This is a genomic window from Dyella sp. S184 (assembly GCF_009766065.1).
Lineage (GTDB): Bacteria > Pseudomonadota > Gammaproteobacteria > Xanthomonadales > Rhodanobacteraceae > Rhodanobacter.
Genome location: NZ_LMUE01000012.1, coordinates 257,882 through 274,130, shown reverse-complemented (window position 1 = coordinate 274,130; position 16,249 = coordinate 257,882). Strand labels below are relative to the sequence as shown.

The window sequence follows — 16,249 nt, the reverse complement described above, 5'->3', positions numbered from 1 at the left end:
CGATGCGCGGACTGCGGTCGTCCTCCAGCGACTGGCCGCATCCCGGCCCATACTCACGCATAACCCGCACCACAGGCCCCACCCCCACATGCTCGCCGACACCACCAAAGACGCCATCCGCGCCGCCTATGCGCGCCTGAAGGACGGGCTGCCGGGCTTCCGCGCGCGCGCGTCGCAAGGAAGGATGATCGCCGAGGTGGCCAAGGCGTTCGGCCGCACCGGCGGCGTGGCCGTGATCGAGGCGCCGACCGGCACCGGCAAGTCGATGGCCTACCTGATCGCCGGTGTGGCCGTAGCGCGTTTCCAGAAGAAGAAGCTGCTGATCGCTACCGCCACCGTGGCACTGCAGGAACAACTCGTACAGCGGGACATTCCGCTGTACCTGAAGCTCAACGAGATCGAGGCCAAGGTGGCTCTGGCCAAGGGCCGTGGCCGCTACCTGTGTCCGCGCAACCTGCGCATGGCAGCGAACAGCCTGAACGATTCCGGGCAGATGGGTCTGGCCGGTTTCGATGCGGACCTCGCGCTGTGGACGAAGCCGCCGCAGCCACGCGACAAGCAGGCACTGGGCAAGTTGAGCGCCTCCTTCGACAACGGTGAATGGAACGGCGACATGGACAGCGCGCCGGAGCCGGTCAGTGACCTGCTGCGCCCGATGGTGACCACCAGCGCTGGCGGCTGCACCAACCGCAGGTGTGGCCAGTTCATGATCTGCCCGTTCTTCGCCGCACGCCGCGCGGTGGATGATGCCGAGATCATCGTGGCGAACCAGGATCTGGTGCTGGCCGACCTCACCATGCCCGGCGAGGATGAAGGCGGCGGCAATCAAGCATGGGGCGGTGTGATCCTGCCGCGACCGGACGAAACTCTATACATCTTCGACGAAGGCCATCATGTGCCGGCCAAGGCGATCGACCGCGGCGCCGCCGAGGTCTACATGACCGCCACCGTGCGCCAGCTGAGCCGGCTCGGCCGGCAGGTCCACGCGGCGTATTCGCTCACCGACAAGGAGACCCTGGGCAAGCTCAGCCTCGACCGCGGCGACGCGAAACTGCAGGAACTCAGCAATGGACTGGAGGAGCTGGAAAAGGAGATCCGCCTCGGCTGGTTGCCCGACCCCGCCGAAACCGAGCCGATGTATCGCGGCTCGCTCGGCCAGCTGCCACAGCCGTGGGTGGAGCATGCGCGCATGCTCAGCGCCTGCACTGGCGAAGTGCAGCGCTGGCTGACCGCAGTACGCCGCGCGGTGGTCGAGATGACCGATGGCGGTCCGACCCAGGAAGCACTGTCGCGCGAGCTCGGCATCGCGCTGGAGCGCATCGGCAAGCAGGCAAGTACCTGGCACGCGTGGTCGAGCAGCGACCCTGACGACGCGCCACCGCTGGCGCGCTGGGTCACCCTCAGCGGCGACCAGCAACTGGTCTGCCATGCCTCGGCCGTGTCCGCCGGTGGCCTGTTGCGCAGCGTGCTGTGGGGCAACGCCAGCGGCGTGCTGATGACCTCGGCCACGTTGAGCGCCGGTGGCAACTTCCGCGGTTTTGCCGACTCGGTGGGACTGCCCGATGATGCGGTGACGCTGAGCCTGCCCTCGCCATTCGACCTCGCTACGCAGGCACGACTGGAAGTACCAGCGATGCGCACGCTGCCCGACGCACGCGAGGCGCATGCCGAGGAAATCAGCGAGTGGCTGGCCGAGCATCTCGATTGGAATGCCGGCAATCTGGTGCTGTTCACCTCGCGCGCGAAACTCGACCGCGTGCTGCAGAAGCTGCCGATTGCGCACGTGCGCAAAGTGCGTGCGCAAGGCTCGCTGGGCAAGTCACAACTGGTCGCCGAGCACTGTGCCGATATCGAAGCCGGCAAGGGCAGCACCTTGTTCGGACTGGCTTCGTTCGGCGAAGGCCTCGACCTGCCCGGCAAGCTGTGCGAGACGGTAGTGATCACCCAGCTGCCGTTCGCGGTACCAACCGATCCGGTCGGGGCCACCTATGCCGAATGGCTGGAATCGCGCGGCCGCAACCCGTTCATCGAAGTGAGCATCCCCGAAGCCACACGCCTGCTCACCCAGTACTGCGGACGCCTGATCCGCAACGAGACCGACCGCGGTCGCATCGTGCTGCTGGATCGCCGCGTGGTCACCAAGCGCTACGGCAGCGGCATGCTGAAGGCATTACCACCATTTGAACGCATCATCGAGCGAACCGCATGATCATCCGACTGCACGATTGTCCACCGCAGCCATGGAAGAACGGCCTTGGCAGCACGTGCGAAATAGCCGTCCATCCGGAGGGTGCCGGCAGCGACGATTTCCTGTGGCGCGTGAGCATCGCCAAGGTCGACAGCGCGGCGCCGTTCTCCAGCTTCCCCGGCATCGACCGGCAGATCGCCCTGCTCGACGGCAACGGCTTCACGATGACGCTGGAAGATGGCCGCGTACATGCGTTGACCACACCGTTCGCTCCATTCGCCTTTGCCGGCGAGGCCAGGGTGGCGGTGACCTTGGTGGATGGGCCGACGCGCGATTTCAACCTGATGGTGCGGCGTGCGCGGGCACGCGGCGAGGTACGGGCATGGCAGGAGCCCGGGGAACAGCTGCCTGATCCATTCACGGTACTGGTCTATTGCGCCCGCGGCGTGATCGGTACGGCTGACGGCCCGCTACACGCGGGCGATGCGTGGCGGCCTTCGCCGGCGAGTCGGGTCAAGCTGCACCATAACGCCCTGGCACTCATCATCCGAATCGAGCCCCGCGCCACCTGACCGAAGCCGGTAGGCGCCTATACTCGAGCGAACCCATCCGCGAGGTAGCCGTCATGTCCGTGCTGATTCTTGGCCTGCTGATCTTTCTCGGTATGCACTCCCTGCGCATCTTCGCCAACGACTGGCGCAACCGGCAGATCGCTCGATTGGGCGAGAAACGCTGGAAAGGTCTGTTCGCGCTGGCCTCGATCATCGGTTTCGTGTTGATCTGCTGGGGCTTCGGGCTGGCCCGCCAGCATCCCGTGCTGCTGTATGTGCCGCCGATGCCGCTACGTCATCTCAATACGCTGTTCACGCTGATCGCGTTCGTGCTGTTTTTCGCCGCGCGTGTGCCACGCAACCACATCAAGGCGAAACTGCACCACCCGCAGGTGCTGGCGGTGAAGGTGTGGGCTTTCGGTCACCTGCTCGCCACCGGCATGCTGCACGACGTGGTGCTGTTCGGTACGTTCCTGCTATGGGCAATCGTGCTGTTTGCCGTGTCGCGCCGGCGCGACCGCACGGCCGGTACTGTTTATCCGGCCGGCTCGATCAAGGGTGACGTGCTGACTGTGGTCATCGGTGTCGTGGTCTGGGTCGTTTTCGCGCTGTGGCTGCATCTGTGGCTGATCGGTGTGAATCCGATGGCATGACCGCGTAAACGGCAGGGGTGGCAAGAGTCATCTGTGCACCTGCCGTCGCCTGCGCTAGAGTCCGCTCATCCAATCTGCACGAGGTCGTGTCATGGCCGCTTTCCTGCTCTGGCTGTTGCTCCTGGTGTTCTGCTGGCCGCTCGCCCTGCTGGCGCTGGTGCTGTACCCGATCGTGTGGCTGCTGCTGTTGCCATTCCGGCTGGTCGGCTTCACCGTCGGCGCGGTGTTCGCCTTCCTCGGTGCTCTGCTGATGCTGCCGGCACGCGTGTTGCGCGGCCGCCCGGTCTGATCGCGCCGGTACGATCGATGCCGGCCTGATGGAGAAACCGCATTCGCCCTCGTGCAGACGCAACCGCGAGCCGATACTCGATGTACTGCGCCGGCATTTTGCCGGCCATAGTCATGTTCTGGAGATCGGCAGTGGCACTGGCGAACATGCCGTGCATTTCGCCGCGGCCCTGCCGCAACTGACCTGGCAAAGTTCGGACCGCGCAGAGAACCTGCCTGGCATCCGCGCATGGCTGGACGAGGCGGCGCTGCCGAACACGCCACCGCCGCTGGAACTCGATGTCACCGGCGCATGGCCTGCTGAGCGCTACGACGCAGTATTCAGCGCCAACACCCTGCACATCATGGCGTGGTCCGAAGTGGAGTACCTGTTCGCGCAGCTGACTACCGTCACGACGCCCAAGGCCACGCTGATCATCTATGGCCCGTTCAACTATGCGGGCCGTTACAGCAGCGACAGCAACGCCGCGTTTGACCAATGGCTGCAGGCCCGCGGCGCGCAAATGGCAATCCGCGATGCCGAAGCGGTAGATGCATTGGCAGGCAAAGCCGGCTTCGCCCTGATCGACGATATCGCGATGCCGGCCAACAACCGTTGCCGCGTGTGGCGACGCCAGCACGGCTGAATCCCCACCTGCACAAACCCGCCGAAGCGGGTACAAAGGCGGCATGAAGTCGATCGACACGCTGACCCCCTGCCCCTGCGGCAACCCTGTCGGATATACCGAATGCTGCGGACCCCTGCACGACGGTGCCACAGTCGCCGCCAGTGCCGAGCAACTGATGCGCTCGCGCTACAGCGCCTATGTGCTGCGGCGCGAGGACTACCTGCTGGCAAGCTGGCATGCCGATACACGCCCGGCTTCCTTGCGGCTGGCCGCGCAACAGCCGGCACCGAGCTGGCTCGGGCTGGAAATCCGGCGGCATGAGACGGTTGATGATGACCACGCGACAGTCGAGTTTGTCGCCCGCTACCGCCTCGGCGGTGGCCGCGCCCAACGGCAGCACGAGACCAGTCGCTTCGTGCGCGAATACGGCCGCTGGTATTACCTCGATGGCGAGCTGAAGAACTGAGCTGCAGGTTTCACCGCACGCCTCAGAAACCCTGCACGCCTGCCGCATGCAATCGCACGGCCTGCGCGCGCAGCTCGGGGTGAGTGAAGAACTCGACCAATCGATCCGCACGGCCTTGGCCAATGCCATCGACGGCCTGCCACTCGTCTGAGCTACGCGCACTCAGTGTGGCCCAGTCCGTCAGTTCCGCGCCGGCACTGGCCGGCATGCCGAGTGCGTGCATCCAACGGGCAAACGAACGCTGACGGGCGCTGGCAAACGTCTGTGCCAGCGTGCTGGCGCGCGCTTGGCCAAACCCCGGCGCGGCAGCAAGCTGCGCAGGTGTGAGGTTCATCCAGTCAAGCAGCCCATGGATCAACCCGGCGTCGATCAGCGCCTGCCAAGTACTCGCGCCCAAACCATCCAGTCGTAGGCCCTGATTGCCAGCCAACCGCAGCAGTCGCGCGCGAAATTGGTCCTCGCAACCGGGTGTGGCCTGCCAGCAGCTCAGCGGCTCATGCTTCCCGGGATCAGGTGGCGTCACGTCAGCACGCTGTTGCGTGCGCCATACCACCGACTGCAGGCGCGGAATGGTCAGGCCGGCGAGTACCACCTCGACCTGATCGCCCGGGCGGATATCCAGCTGCCGCCAGCGCGCCACCGAGCCCACGCTGACCCGTTGCACGCGATGATCGTCCAGTTGCACCGGCACCAGTTCCAGCACCGGCGTGATACGGCCGCTGCGACCAACGGTGAAGTTCACCGCACGTACTTCGGCCAGCGCCGACGCCGCCGGATATTTCCAGGCGACCGCCCAGGTCGGCGGCATGGGCTGCCAGCTCGATGCAGGCGGCCGATGACCCTGGCGAACCACCGTACCATCGGCGGCAAACGGCATCGGATGGCGATACCACTGCTCGCGCCAGCGTTTGACGTCATCCATGTTCCTGGCTGGATGGGTATACGCCACGCTGTCAGCCAGCCCCATCGCCTGCAAGCCCGCCAAACGTGCCGGCATGTCAGCTGGCCCGCTGGGCCAGTCCCAGACGAACAGGCCGATCTTCACGGCTGTCGCCGCATCCAGAGTGTCGCGTGCCAGCGCTCCCGCCACCGCCGAGCGTGCGTTGACGCCACCATCGCTCGCCTGCACATGACCGGGGATACGCCAGTAGATCTCGCCTTGCAGCACCACGCGCGCCGGTGCATTTGGCAGATGTTTTGGAATCGCCTCGATCAGTTGCGCCATCGCCGTCCAGTCCGAGCCGTGCAGGCCGTCGCCACGGCTGGTCGCCTGGCGCAATTGGCCGTCCAGATACAGCAAGGTTACCGCCACGCCGTCGGCTTTTGGCTGCACCCACAGATCCTGTTCGTCGCGTGCATGCATCCACGCGGCCAGCGCCGTGGCATCCGGCAACTTCGCCAGGCCGGTCTGCGCCACCGGCGAGCGCAGGTCGCCACTGGCGTCGGCGAGATGCGCCGGCATCGCTGGTGCCTGTGCTGGAAAGCAGCGGCGCCAGGCGGAAAAGCGTTTGAGTGCCTGATCGTAGATGGCGTCGTCGACCGGCGATTGCCCGCTGACCCGATACGCATGATTCCAGCCATCGAGCCGGTCATACAGTGCATTCAGTTCCTGCTTCGCCTGTGCCGGTGACCAGTCGGGACAATCCGTTGCATGCACCGCGCCAGCGGTCAGTGCCGTGATACTGGCGATCGGCCATAGCCATCGCATGCGCATGAGACCCTCCCATCCATGGATATGCCTGACAGGCTAGCCAACGACCGACAACGCCGGCATGCGATCGTATCGACAGTGCGCGTAGGTGCCGGCCTCGCAACGGATCAGCGTTATGCGGAAGGCAAACCTGCCGTCCGCAAGATCGTCTCGCCCTCGAAGTGGCCATTCGGCCCGAAGCGGCGTTCCATGATCACCCCACTACCGTCATGACCGATCGCCACCACCGTGCTGGCACGCGTGCCGTAGTGTTCGCCTCGGATGAACGCCGAAGACAACCAGCGCTCGCGCTCCAAGCCGACACCGGTGTCTGGCAACTGTGCATCCGCTGCGACGCGTTCATCGGCGAGCGCCGCGAACAGCAGCGCGAAGTCGTCTTCACCACCGCCGTCGATCCAGTCCTGCAGGCACCGCATCAGCGCACGCGTCTTTGGCCATGGCGTGTTGAAGTCGGCATTCGACAGGCCATGCACACCGGGAACTATCGCCTGCGCACGCGGCTCCGGGCGATTGCCCAGATAGAACGCATCATGCGCATCGAAGGTGAGCAGGTTGAATGGCCGGTAGTCCGCCGCCGAGCGCAGTAACTGCTGCGCGTGCACCTTGGCATCCGCGCTGCCGCCAAGGTAATCGGTCGCCAGCATGCCGCGTGAAACGCCAAGCTGCGGATCACGTGGATCGCGCACATTCGTCACTACGCAGCAGCGCCCCGCATCAGTCACCCCAAGCCAGGTACCACCGGCTTGCAGATCGCGGCCGCCGATGATCGGCGCATCGTCCCAGCGCGCCAACGGCGCACTGGGACGCGCATGGAACTCATCGCGATTGCCGGCCAGCAGCAGGCGCCAGTGCGGGTGCGCGTTCCAGCCAAAGGCGATCAGGCACATCAGCCGAAGAACCAGTAACAGACGGCAATGGAGGCCAGCACGCCGGCCAGATCGGCCAGCAGCGCGCAGCCCACGGTATGCCGCACGCGCTTGATGCCGACCACGCCGAAGTACACCGCCACCACATAGAACGTGGTCTCGGTACTGCCCTGAATGGTGGCGGCGAGCAGCGCGGGAAAGCTGTCCACGCCCGAGTGGTGCATGGTCTCGATCAGCATCGCGCGCGCGGCGCTGCCGGAGAACGGTTTCACCAGCGCCGTGGGCAGCGCATCGACGAAGCGATCATCCAGGCCCGCGTGCAGCACCAGCCAGCGGATGCCGTCCAGCGCGAAATCCAGCGCGCCCGAGGCACGCAGCACGCCGACCGCGCACAGCATCGCGATCAGGTAGGGCAGCAGATCCTTGGCCACCTCGAAGCCCTGCTTCGCGCCCTCGACGAAGCTTTCGAACAGCGACACCTTCTTGTACGCGCCGGCGCATAGGAAAGCGATGATCACGCCGAACAACAGCAGATTACCCAGCAGCGAGGACAACGAAGCCAGTGCCACGGCCGTCAACGAAGCCAGCAGCGCGATGAAACCGCCGAGCAGCAGCGCACCACCGCCCAGCCATGCCAGCACGACCGGATCCCACAGCTTCAGGCGCTGCATGTATGCCACCGACAGCAGGCCGGTGAGGTTGGCGGCAAAGTGCGCCAGCAGGATCGGCAGGAACACCAACGTCGGATCATGCGCGCCGGCCTGCGCGCGGTACATGAACACGGTCACCGGCAACAGCGTCAGCGACGAGGCGTTGAGTACCAGGAAAAGGATCTGTGCATTGCTCGCGGTGTCTGCCGAAGGATTCAACGTCTGCAGCTCGCGCATCGCACGCAGGCCGATCGGCGTGGCGGCATTGTCAAGCCCCAGCGCGTTGGCAGCGAAGTTCAACGTGATCAGCCCGATCGCCGGGTGTCCGCGCGGTACGCCTGGCATCAGCCGCGCGAACAACGGCCCCAGTACGCGGGCGAGTTGATCGACCAGCCCGGCCTGTTCGGCGATGCGCAGGAAACCCAACCACAGTGCCAGCGTGCCGAACAGCAGCAGCATTACCTTGACCGACAGGTCAGCCATGTCGAACAGTGAGCCGACCACTGCTGCGAACACGCCCTCGTCGCCACCAATGAGCCAGCGCGACAACGCCGCTACCGCAGCAGTCAGGAAAAACCCGAACCAGAGTCTATTGAGCACGCAGCATGCCGTTGGTCGTCATCAAGCTGGAGCTTAATCAACCTGACACATGATTGGACAGCGCTGCGGTCAGGCGACCTGCTCGATCGTCATCACTGTGAGCTTGCTGAGCATCTGCGCGATCGAACCCGCAGCCTCACGCCCGTCATGCACAGCACGCACCACCAGATCGGCACCGCGCATGTTGTCGCCGCCGGCGAACACCCTTGAGTGGTCAGTCTGAAACGGCAAGCGGCCCGTGCCACCGGCGAGGATGCGGCCGCTGGCATCGAGTGCGATACCTTGTGCAGCACACCACGCCGGCGGGCTCGGGCGAAAGCCGAAGGCCTGGATCACCACGTCGGCGCGCAGTTCGGTTTCGCTGCCCTCGACATTGCGCGGGCGGGGTCGGCCGTCGCCATGGTCGGCCAGTTCGGTAGTCACCACACGTACGCCGCGCAGTTTTCCATGCTCGCCGAGCAGCTCAAGCGGCTGTCGGTGGAACAGAAACTTGACGCCTTCCTCGCGGCTGTAAGCCACCTCACGACGCGAACCGGGCATGCTCGCCTCGTCACGCCGATAGACGCAGGTCACCGAGGCTGCACCGAGGCGGATCGCCGTGCGGTTGCAGTCCATGCCGGTATCACCGCCGCCAAGCACAACAACATGCTTGCCGTTGAGGTCGAGCGCAGACGGTACTGGTTGGTCATCGAGCAGGCGGTTCGCGTTGGCGATCAGGAACGGCAGTGCGTCATGCACGCCAGCAAGTTCGCGACCCGGCAATTCACCATCGACGAAGGTATAGGCACCGGTGCCGATGAACACCGCGTCGTAGTCGTCGAGCAAGCTTTCAAACGTGATGTCGCGCCCGATCTCGACGCCGAGATGGAACTGCACACCCATTCCTTCCAGTACTTCGCGACGGGTGCGTATCACGCTCTTGTCCAGCTTGAACGGCGGGATACCGAACGTGAGCAGACCGCCGATCTCGCGCTGGCGATCGAACACATCCACCGCGATACCGGCACGGCGCAGACGATCCGCGCACGACAATCCCGCCGGGCCGGCGCCGACCACCGCCACGCGACGGCCGGTCTCGACCACACCGGAGAGATCCGGTCGCCAGCCCTGGCGGAACGCCTCGTCGGTGATCGAACGCTCGATGCTGCCGATCGTCACCGAGCCGAAGCCACCCTGCTCCAGCGTGCAGGCACCCTCACACAGACGATCCTGCGGACAGACGCGACCGCAGATTTCCGGCAGCGGATTGGTCTCGTGCATCAGCGTTGCTGCTTCGAACAGGCGTCCTTCCTGCACCAGCTTCAGCCAGTCGGGAATGTAGTTGTGCACTGGGCAGGCGTGCTCGCAATACGGGTTACCGCAGTCGAGGCAGCGCTCGGCCTGGCCCACCGAAGCCGTAGGCGCGAAATCGCCGCTGATCTCGCCATAACCAAGCACACGGATCGCCACCGGCACCGCCTTGGGCGGCTGTCGCGGCAGGTCGAGGAAACGGAACAGCTTGTCGCTCATGCTGCCCTCCGCAATTCTTCGGCCAGCGCGGCAAGGCTCGCGGCCTTCGGCTTCACCAGCCAGAACTTGTATTGCAGGCCACGGAAATCGCGCAGCACCTGCCGCCCCCAGTCGCTGCCGGTCAGCTCCACATGGCGGGTGACCAGGTTGCGCAGGTGCTGCATGTAGTTCTCCATGCCCTCCGGCGAGATGCGCAGAATGTCGACCAGCTCATGGTTGTAACAGTCGACGAAATCGCGTTCGAGATCGAGCACATAGGCGAAACCGCCGGTCATGCCGGCGCCGAAGTTGAGCCCGACCTTGCCGAGCACCGCGACCACGCCACCGGTCATGTACTCGCAGCAGTGATCGCCGGCGCCCTCGACCACCGTCTGCGCGCCGGAATTGCGCACCGCGAATCGCTCGCCGGCACGGCCCGCGGCATACAACTCGCCACCGGTGGCGCCGTACAGGCAGGTGTTGCCGATGATCGCCGCATCCTGGCTGGCATACGGCGCATCCAGTGGTGGGCGCACCACGATGCGGCCACCAGCCATGCCCTTGCCGACGCCGTCGTTCGCCTCGCCGGTCAGGTCGATATGCACGCCACCGGCGTTCCACGCACCGAGGCTCTGTCCCGCCGCACCCTCCAGCTTGAGCAGAATCGGATGTTCGTCCATGCCGTGGTCGCCGTGCCGGCGCGCGATCGCACCGGACAGCCGCGCGCCGATCGCGCGATCGGTGTTGGCGATCGCATAACTGAAGTGGCCCGCCTCACCCAGTTCCACCAGTGGCGCCGTATCCGCCGCGATGCGTGTCGCCAGCGCGGCCGCATCGCGCATGGGGTTGCGCGCTAGCGTGCAGGCGAAGTCGCTGCGCTCGCTCAGGCCAGCGCCGTCGATCAACGCCGTGAGATCGAGCTTGTGCTGCACCGGCGTAGTGCCCGCGACCTGCTGCAGCAGATCGGTGCGGCCGACGATCTCGCCGAGGCTGCGCACACCGAGCTGCGCCAGATGCGCGCGCACGTCCTCAGCGACGAAACGGAAATAGTTCATCACCATTTCCGGCAGGCCGATGAAATGTTCCTTGCGCAGCACCGGATGCTGGGTCGCCACGCCGGTGGCGCAATTGTTGAGATGGCATATGCGCAGATACTTGCAACCCAGCGCCACCATCGGGCCGGTGCCGAAGCCGAAGCTCTCGGCGCCGAGCAGCGCAGCCTTGATCACGTCGAGGCCGGTCTTCAGGCCGCCGTCGGTCTGCAGCCGCACGCGGCCGCGCAGGTCGTTGCGACGCAGAGTCTGCTGCGTCTCGGCCAGACCCAGTTCCCATGGCGTGCCGGCGTACTTGATCGAGGTGAGCGGGCTGGCACCGGTGCCGCCGTCGTGACCACTCACGGTGATGAGATCCGCGCCGGCCTTCACCACACCGGCGGCGACCGTGCCGACACCGGCATGCGAAACCAGCTTCACCGAGATCAGCGCGCTCGGGTTCACTTCTTTCAGATCGTGGATCAGCTGGGCCAGATCCTCGATCGAATAGATGTCGTGATGCGGCGGCGGCGAGATCAGGCCGATGCCGGGTTTGGCATAACGCAGCCGCGCGATGGTGGCGTCGACCTTGTGCCCGGGCAGCTGCCCACCCTCGCCGGGCTTGGCGCCCTGGGCAATCTTGATCTGCAGCACTTCAGCGTTGATCAGATAGGCCGGCGTGACACCGAAGCGGCCCGACGCAACCTGCTTGATCTTCGACATTTTCTCGGTGCCGTAGCGCGCCGGGTCTTCGCCACCTTCGCCGGAATTGCTGCGCGCGCCCAGCCGGTTCATGCCGATCGCGAGCGCCTCGTGCGCTTCCGGCGACAACGCGCCGAGCGACATGCCGGCCGAATCGAAGCGCTTGAGTATCGTCTCAATCGGCTCGACCTCATCCAGCGGAATCGGCGCCGCGGCAGGTTTCAGTCCGAGCAGGTCGCGCAGCGCCGACGGCGGCCGACGATCGACGTGATCGGCATAGAGGCGGTAGTCGGCCGGATTGCCGGTGCGCACCGCATGCTGCAACGTGGCAATCACGTCCGGGTTGTACATGTGGTACTCGCCACCGTGCACGAACTTGTACAGGCCGCCGGCGCGCAACGGCAGCGCCTGGTTCCACGCCTCCGCCGCGAGCAGGCGCTGCTCGTGTTCCAGATCAGTGAAGCCGGCACCACCTATGCGTGACGGCGTGCCGGGAAAGCACAGCGCAACCACGTCCGGCGCCAGTCCGACGATCTCGAACAGCTGCGCGCCGCGATAACCGGCGATGGTGGAGATGCCCATCTTGGAGAGGATCTTCAGCAGCCCCTTGCGGATGCCGCGCCGGTAACTGCGCCCGATCTCCAGCCGGTCGCCCTCGATATGGCCCTGGTGGCCCAGCTCGAACAGGCTCTGGTAGGCCAGCCACGGATAGATCGCGGTGGCGCCGAAACCAACCAGGCAGGCGAACTGGTGCGGGTCGCGCGGCGTGGCGGTCTCCACGATGATGTTGCACTGGCAGCGCAGCTCATGCTCGATCAGGTACGCATGCACCGCACCGGTGGCCAGCAGCGCATGGATCGGCAACTGATCGCGCTGCGGATAGCGGTCGCTGAGGAATACCAGCGCACAGCCGCCGCGCACGGCCTGCGCCACCTCTTCGCAGAGCCGGCGCAATGCCGCTTCCAGTCCCTCTTCCGGCGCATACATCAGATCGAAGCGTGGCGTGCCGGTGAACTGCGGCAGCGCCAGCAGCTGTCGCAACTTGCGCTGCGACAGGATCGGCGAGTTGATCAGGACCTGCTTCGCGTTCTCCGGCTTCAGTTCGAACACGTTGCCTTCCGGCCCGATCTGCGTGATCAGCGACATCACCAGCTTCTCGCGCAGCGGATCGATCGGCGGATTGGTGACCTGGGCGAAGCCCTGGCGGAAACGGTCGAACAGCGGCCGCACCTGGCGCGACATCGCCGCGACCGGGGTGTCGTCGCCCATCGAGCCGGTGGCTTCGGCTTCGAGTTCGGCGATCACCTTGAGCACCGTCTCGCGCTCCTCGCGCGAGAGCCCATACAGCTTCTGATAGCAGTGCAGCTCGTCGGCGGGCAGCGGCTCGGCCGCCAGCGAAGGATCGATCAGGTCCGATTCCAGGTAGCTCACGCCGGCGCGCAGCCAGTCGCGGTAGGGCGCACGCTTGCGGTTGATCTCATCGATGTCGGCATCGCGCAACAGGCGATGCTGCACGAAGTCGACCGCGATCATCTCGCCCGGCGCCAGCCGGCCCTTGGCGATCACGCGTGCGGATGGGACGTCCCACAGGCCCGCTTCGGAAGCCACGATCAGATGGTTGTCGTCCGACAACGCCCAGCGCGCCGGGCGCAGGCCGTTGCGATCCAGCGTGCAAGCGGCATAGCGGCCGTCGCACATCACCAGCCCGGCCGGGCCGTCCCACGGCTCGCTGTGCAGCGCGTAGTACTCGTAGAACGCGGCCAGATCCTCGTCGATGCCTTCGCGTGCGGCGAACGCCGGCGGCACCAGCACGCGCATCGCGGCAAGCAGATCGAGGCCGCCGGCCAGTAGCACTTCCAGCGCGTTGTCCAGGCTTTCCGAATCGGAGCCTTGCTGTCGCACCAGCGGACCGATGTCCGAAAGATCCACCAGCGGCGAGCGCATGATCGACTCGCGCGCCTGCATCCAGCGCCGGTTGGCACGGATCGTGTTGATCTCGCCGTTGTGCGCGAGCACGCGAAACGGCTGCGCCAGCCGCCACTGTGGCGTGGTGTTGGTGGAGAAGCGCTGATGGAACACCACCGCGTCACTGGCCAGTGCCGGATGCCGCAGGTCCGCGAATACCTCGCGCAGCTGGCCCGGCGCCGCCATCGCCTTGTAGCCGATCACTTGGGCGGACAGGCTCACCACGTAGAACTGAGGATCATCCACCAGCGCCGTCTCGGCGCGGCGGCGCGCACGGAACAGCGCACGCTCGAAAGTATCGTCATCCATCGTCACTGCAGCATTCACGAAGACCTGGCGCACGCGTGGACAAGTGGCGCTGGCCAGTGGCCCACAAGCCTCGGCATTGATCGCCAGCTCGCGCCAGCCGGCCACGGTCAGTCCAGCCTCGGCAAGATGCTGCTCGAATACCTCCGCTGCTTTCGCGCCATCGACCGGATCAAGGAACACCAGCCCGGCGGCAAAGCGTTCGGTCGGAGAAAAACCGGCTTCCGCCGCCAGCGTACGCAACCACATCGCCGGCCGATGGATCAACACGCCACAACCGTCCCCACTGATGCCGTCGGCATTGACGCCGCCGCGATGGGAAAGTTTGGCCAGCGCCGCAAACGCCGTGTCGACCAGGGTCGTGCTGGGGCGCCCATCGATCTGCGCGACCAAGCCGAAGCCACAGCTGTCGTGCTCGAAAGCCGGGTCGTACAACGTCATGCTACCTGGCTGCGCCATCATGCCTCCACGGCCTATGGACTTGCTGGGCGCGTGCAGCCAGCGGTGCCATGGGCCCCGTTGCTGCACGCAGGGTGGAAACCGACTAAAGCACAGTTGTTGCGCCGCGTCAAAAGTTATTTGGACGTCCATATGCTTACGCATGCCGACAATGCCCAATCACGATGCCGTGAGGATTCATCGCGGCTTCCCGCCAGTGAATGCGCATTCTCATGACCAGTGCGCCGATACGGCCCCCTGTTGCGGCTGCTTGGCCATACCAGTTGAGCGGCATCGGCAACCGCCGGACCATCTCGTGAGCCAGCTCGCTCCCGTCGCCCGGCTCGGCGATAATCGCCGCATGCCCAATCCCGCCTGCTTCACCCGCGCGTTCATCTCCAGCCTGCTGGTTTCCGTCGCCTTTGGCGGCGCCATCACCGCGCTCCCGGCCCAGGCGCTCCAGAATAGCCAGAGCCAGGCCGAGCAGGCCACGGCCAAGCAGAAGCTGGCCGACCTGCGCAGCAAGATGGAAGCGCTGGCGAAACAGCAGGCCGATACTGCCGCGCGGCGCGACAGCGCCAATGCGGAACTGGCCAAGCAGGCCAATGCGCTGGCCGTCGCGGCACGCGCGGTGCACCAAACCGACACCGAGCTGACCACCAAGCAGCAGCAGCTGGACCAGCTGGAGCAGCAGCGCGCCACTCTGAAACAGACGCTGGACAGCCAGCGCGCAGCGATCGCTGACCTGCTGCGCGCCACCTATGCGCTCGGCCAGGGTTCCGACCTGCGCCTGCTGCTGGGCGACGAGGACGTGGCGCGCATCTCGCGGGCACTGGTCTATTCGAAGTACTTCCAGCAGGACCGGGTGCAGCGTGTGCAGCAGCTGATGGCTGACCTGACCAAGCTGCAGGACGTGGAAACCGCGATCACCACCGAACAACAGGCCTTGCAGGCGACCAAGGCCCAACGCGAGCAGCAGGCCAAGACGCTGACCGAGCAACGCGCTGCGCAACAAAAGCTGGCCGCCGAAACCGATGCGCAATACAGGGATCAGGCGCAGCGGCTGGCCGCGCTGAAGCAGAACGCGCAATCACTCAACGACCTGGTCAACAAGCTGCAGAAGGCGATCGACGAGGCCGCACGCGAAGCGGCAGCCCGCGAAGCCGCGGCGCGCGCGGCGGCCGCGAAGAATCATCCCGGGCACAAGCTGCCACCACCACCGCTCGAGGTCGGCAGCGCCAGCGCGAACATCCGCGGCAACCTGCCGTGGCCGGCCAGCGGCGTGGTCAACAGCTACGGCAGCGGCGTACTGATCAAGGCCAGCGGCGGCAGCGATATCCATGCGGTGGCGCGCGGCCGGGTGATCTATGCTGGCTTCCTGCGCGGTTACGGCATGCTGATCATCGTCAGCCATGGCAACGGCTGGATGAGCATGTACGGCAACAATGAGACGCTGCTGCATGGCGTCGGCGACCAGGTCGAGGCCGGTGAGACGATCGGCACCGCCAGCGCGCCCACCGGCGTCAACACCGGCACGTATTTCGAACTGCGCAAGGACGGCCAGCCGGTCGATCCGCGCAGCTGGCTGAGCCAGCGCCGTTGACGCCACCGCCACGGCGCCGCAGGCTAGCCTCCAGCTTTCGATGAATGGCATCCGATGAATTACGTCGAGGTTCGGTTGTCAGACATCTGTCCACCCTTTCCGTCGCGTGGCCGCGCGACGTCTGTCCGTTGCACG

12 protein-coding genes are annotated in these 16,249 nt (G+C 65.7%); 7 read left to right on the top strand and 5 right to left on the bottom strand.

The genetic code is table 11. The annotated features are described in order from the left end of the window. Positions 1-88: 88 nt before the first annotated feature. The 6 genes from dinG to GSQ75_RS16895 all read left to right on the top strand — a co-directional run bounded on the left by dinG (position 89) and on the right by GSQ75_RS16895 (position 4,754). Entirely contained in the window at positions 89-2,209 is a 2,121-nt protein-coding gene (dinG, locus tag GSQ75_RS16920) for an ATP-dependent DNA helicase DinG (protein ID WP_158756049.1), read from the top strand. Beyond that, a complete protein-coding gene (locus tag GSQ75_RS16915) occupies positions 2,206-2,760 on the top strand; it encodes a HutD family protein (RefSeq protein ID WP_158756048.1) in 555 nt (184 codons plus the stop codon). Before dinG ends, GSQ75_RS16915 begins: the two co-directional genes overlap by 4 nt. A 53-nt stretch (positions 2,761-2,813) precedes the next feature. Next, positions 2,814-3,392 (top strand): NnrU family protein, encoded by a 579-nt coding sequence (locus GSQ75_RS16910; RefSeq protein ID WP_158756047.1) that lies wholly within the window; start codon positions 2,814-2,816, stop codon positions 3,390-3,392. Positions 3,393-3,483: 91 nt separating this feature from the next. Beyond that, positions 3,484-3,681, top strand: a complete 198-nt coding sequence (locus tag GSQ75_RS16905; RefSeq protein ID WP_077439231.1) for a hypothetical protein — start codon at positions 3,484-3,486, stop codon at positions 3,679-3,681. A 28-nt stretch (positions 3,682-3,709) separates the two neighbouring features. After that, entirely contained in the window at positions 3,710-4,306 is a 597-nt protein-coding gene (locus GSQ75_RS16900) for a DUF938 domain-containing protein (protein ID WP_158756046.1), read from the top strand. A gap of 43 nt (positions 4,307-4,349) precedes the next feature. Further along, the gene (locus GSQ75_RS16895; RefSeq protein WP_158756045.1) at positions 4,350-4,754 is read left to right on the top strand and encodes a YchJ family metal-binding protein; all 405 of its coding nucleotides are present in this window, start codon (positions 4,350-4,352) and stop codon (positions 4,752-4,754) included. Positions 4,755-4,776: 22 nt separating this feature from the next. Here GSQ75_RS16895 and ligB read toward each other — a convergent pair whose 3' ends face one another. The 5 genes from ligB to gltB all read right to left on the bottom strand — a co-directional run bounded on the left by ligB (position 4,777) and on the right by gltB (position 14,532). Beyond that, positions 4,777-6,462, bottom strand: coding sequence for an NAD-dependent DNA ligase LigB (gene ligB / locus GSQ75_RS16890; RefSeq protein WP_343160926.1), 1,686 nt, complete (start codon positions 6,460-6,462; stop codon positions 4,777-4,779). Positions 6,463-6,578: 116 nt separating this feature from the next. Next, the gene (locus tag GSQ75_RS16885; protein ID WP_158756043.1) at positions 6,579-7,352 is read right to left on the bottom strand and encodes an NRDE family protein; all 774 of its coding nucleotides are present in this window, start codon (positions 7,350-7,352) and stop codon (positions 6,579-6,581) included. Then, positions 7,352-8,581: a spore maturation protein gene (locus tag GSQ75_RS16880; RefSeq protein WP_158756042.1), complete on the bottom strand. Its 1,230-nt coding sequence runs from the start codon at positions 8,579-8,581 to the stop codon at positions 7,352-7,354. The genes GSQ75_RS16885 and GSQ75_RS16880 overlap by 1 nt, the downstream gene beginning before the upstream one ends. A gap of 69 nt (positions 8,582-8,650) precedes the next feature. Further along, positions 8,651-10,090 (bottom strand): glutamate synthase subunit beta, encoded by a 1,440-nt coding sequence (locus GSQ75_RS16875; protein WP_158756041.1) that lies wholly within the window; start codon positions 10,088-10,090, stop codon positions 8,651-8,653. Continuing rightward, positions 10,087-14,532: a glutamate synthase large subunit gene (gene gltB / locus GSQ75_RS16870; RefSeq protein WP_158756040.1), complete on the bottom strand. Its 4,446-nt coding sequence runs from the start codon at positions 14,530-14,532 to the stop codon at positions 10,087-10,089. Before gltB ends, GSQ75_RS16875 begins: the two co-directional genes overlap by 4 nt. Positions 14,533-14,827: 295 nt before the next feature. On the opposite strand from gltB, the gene GSQ75_RS16865 reads away from it, so the two are divergent. Next, entirely contained in the window at positions 14,828-16,114 is a 1,287-nt protein-coding gene (locus GSQ75_RS16865) for a peptidoglycan DD-metalloendopeptidase family protein (protein WP_254058626.1), read from the top strand. Positions 16,115-16,249 lie beyond the last annotated feature (135 nt).

What these genes read in the sequence shown, in the direction of transcription:
- dinG (WP_158756049.1), top strand. Translation starts at nt 89, where the DNA reads ATGCTCGCCGACACCACCAAAGACGCCATCCGCGCCGCCTATGCGCGC.
- GSQ75_RS16915 (WP_158756048.1), top strand. Translation starts at nt 2,206, where the DNA reads ATGATCATCCGACTGCACGATTGTCCACCGCAGCCATGGAAGAACGGC.
- GSQ75_RS16910 (WP_158756047.1), top strand. Translation starts at nt 2,814, where the DNA reads ATGTCCGTGCTGATTCTTGGCCTGCTGATCTTTCTCGGTATGCACTCC.
- GSQ75_RS16905 (WP_077439231.1), top strand. Translation starts at nt 3,484, where the DNA reads ATGGCCGCTTTCCTGCTCTGGCTGTTGCTCCTGGTGTTCTGCTGGCCG.
- GSQ75_RS16900 (WP_158756046.1), top strand. Translation starts at nt 3,710, where the DNA reads ATGGAGAAACCGCATTCGCCCTCGTGCAGACGCAACCGCGAGCCGATA.
- GSQ75_RS16895 (WP_158756045.1), top strand. Translation starts at nt 4,350, where the DNA reads ATGAAGTCGATCGACACGCTGACCCCCTGCCCCTGCGGCAACCCTGTC.
- ligB (WP_343160926.1), bottom strand. Translation starts at nt 6,462, where the DNA reads ATGCGATGGCTATGGCCGATCGCCAGTATCACGGCACTGACCGCTGGC.
- GSQ75_RS16885 (WP_158756043.1), bottom strand. Translation starts at nt 7,352, where the DNA reads ATGTGCCTGATCGCCTTTGGCTGGAACGCGCACCCGCACTGGCGCCTG.
- GSQ75_RS16875 (WP_158756041.1), bottom strand. Translation starts at nt 10,090, where the DNA reads ATGAGCGACAAGCTGTTCCGTTTCCTCGACCTGCCGCGACAGCCGCCC.
- gltB (WP_158756040.1), bottom strand. Translation starts at nt 14,532, where the DNA reads ATGGCGCAGCCAGGTAGCATGACGTTGTACGACCCGGCTTTCGAGCAC.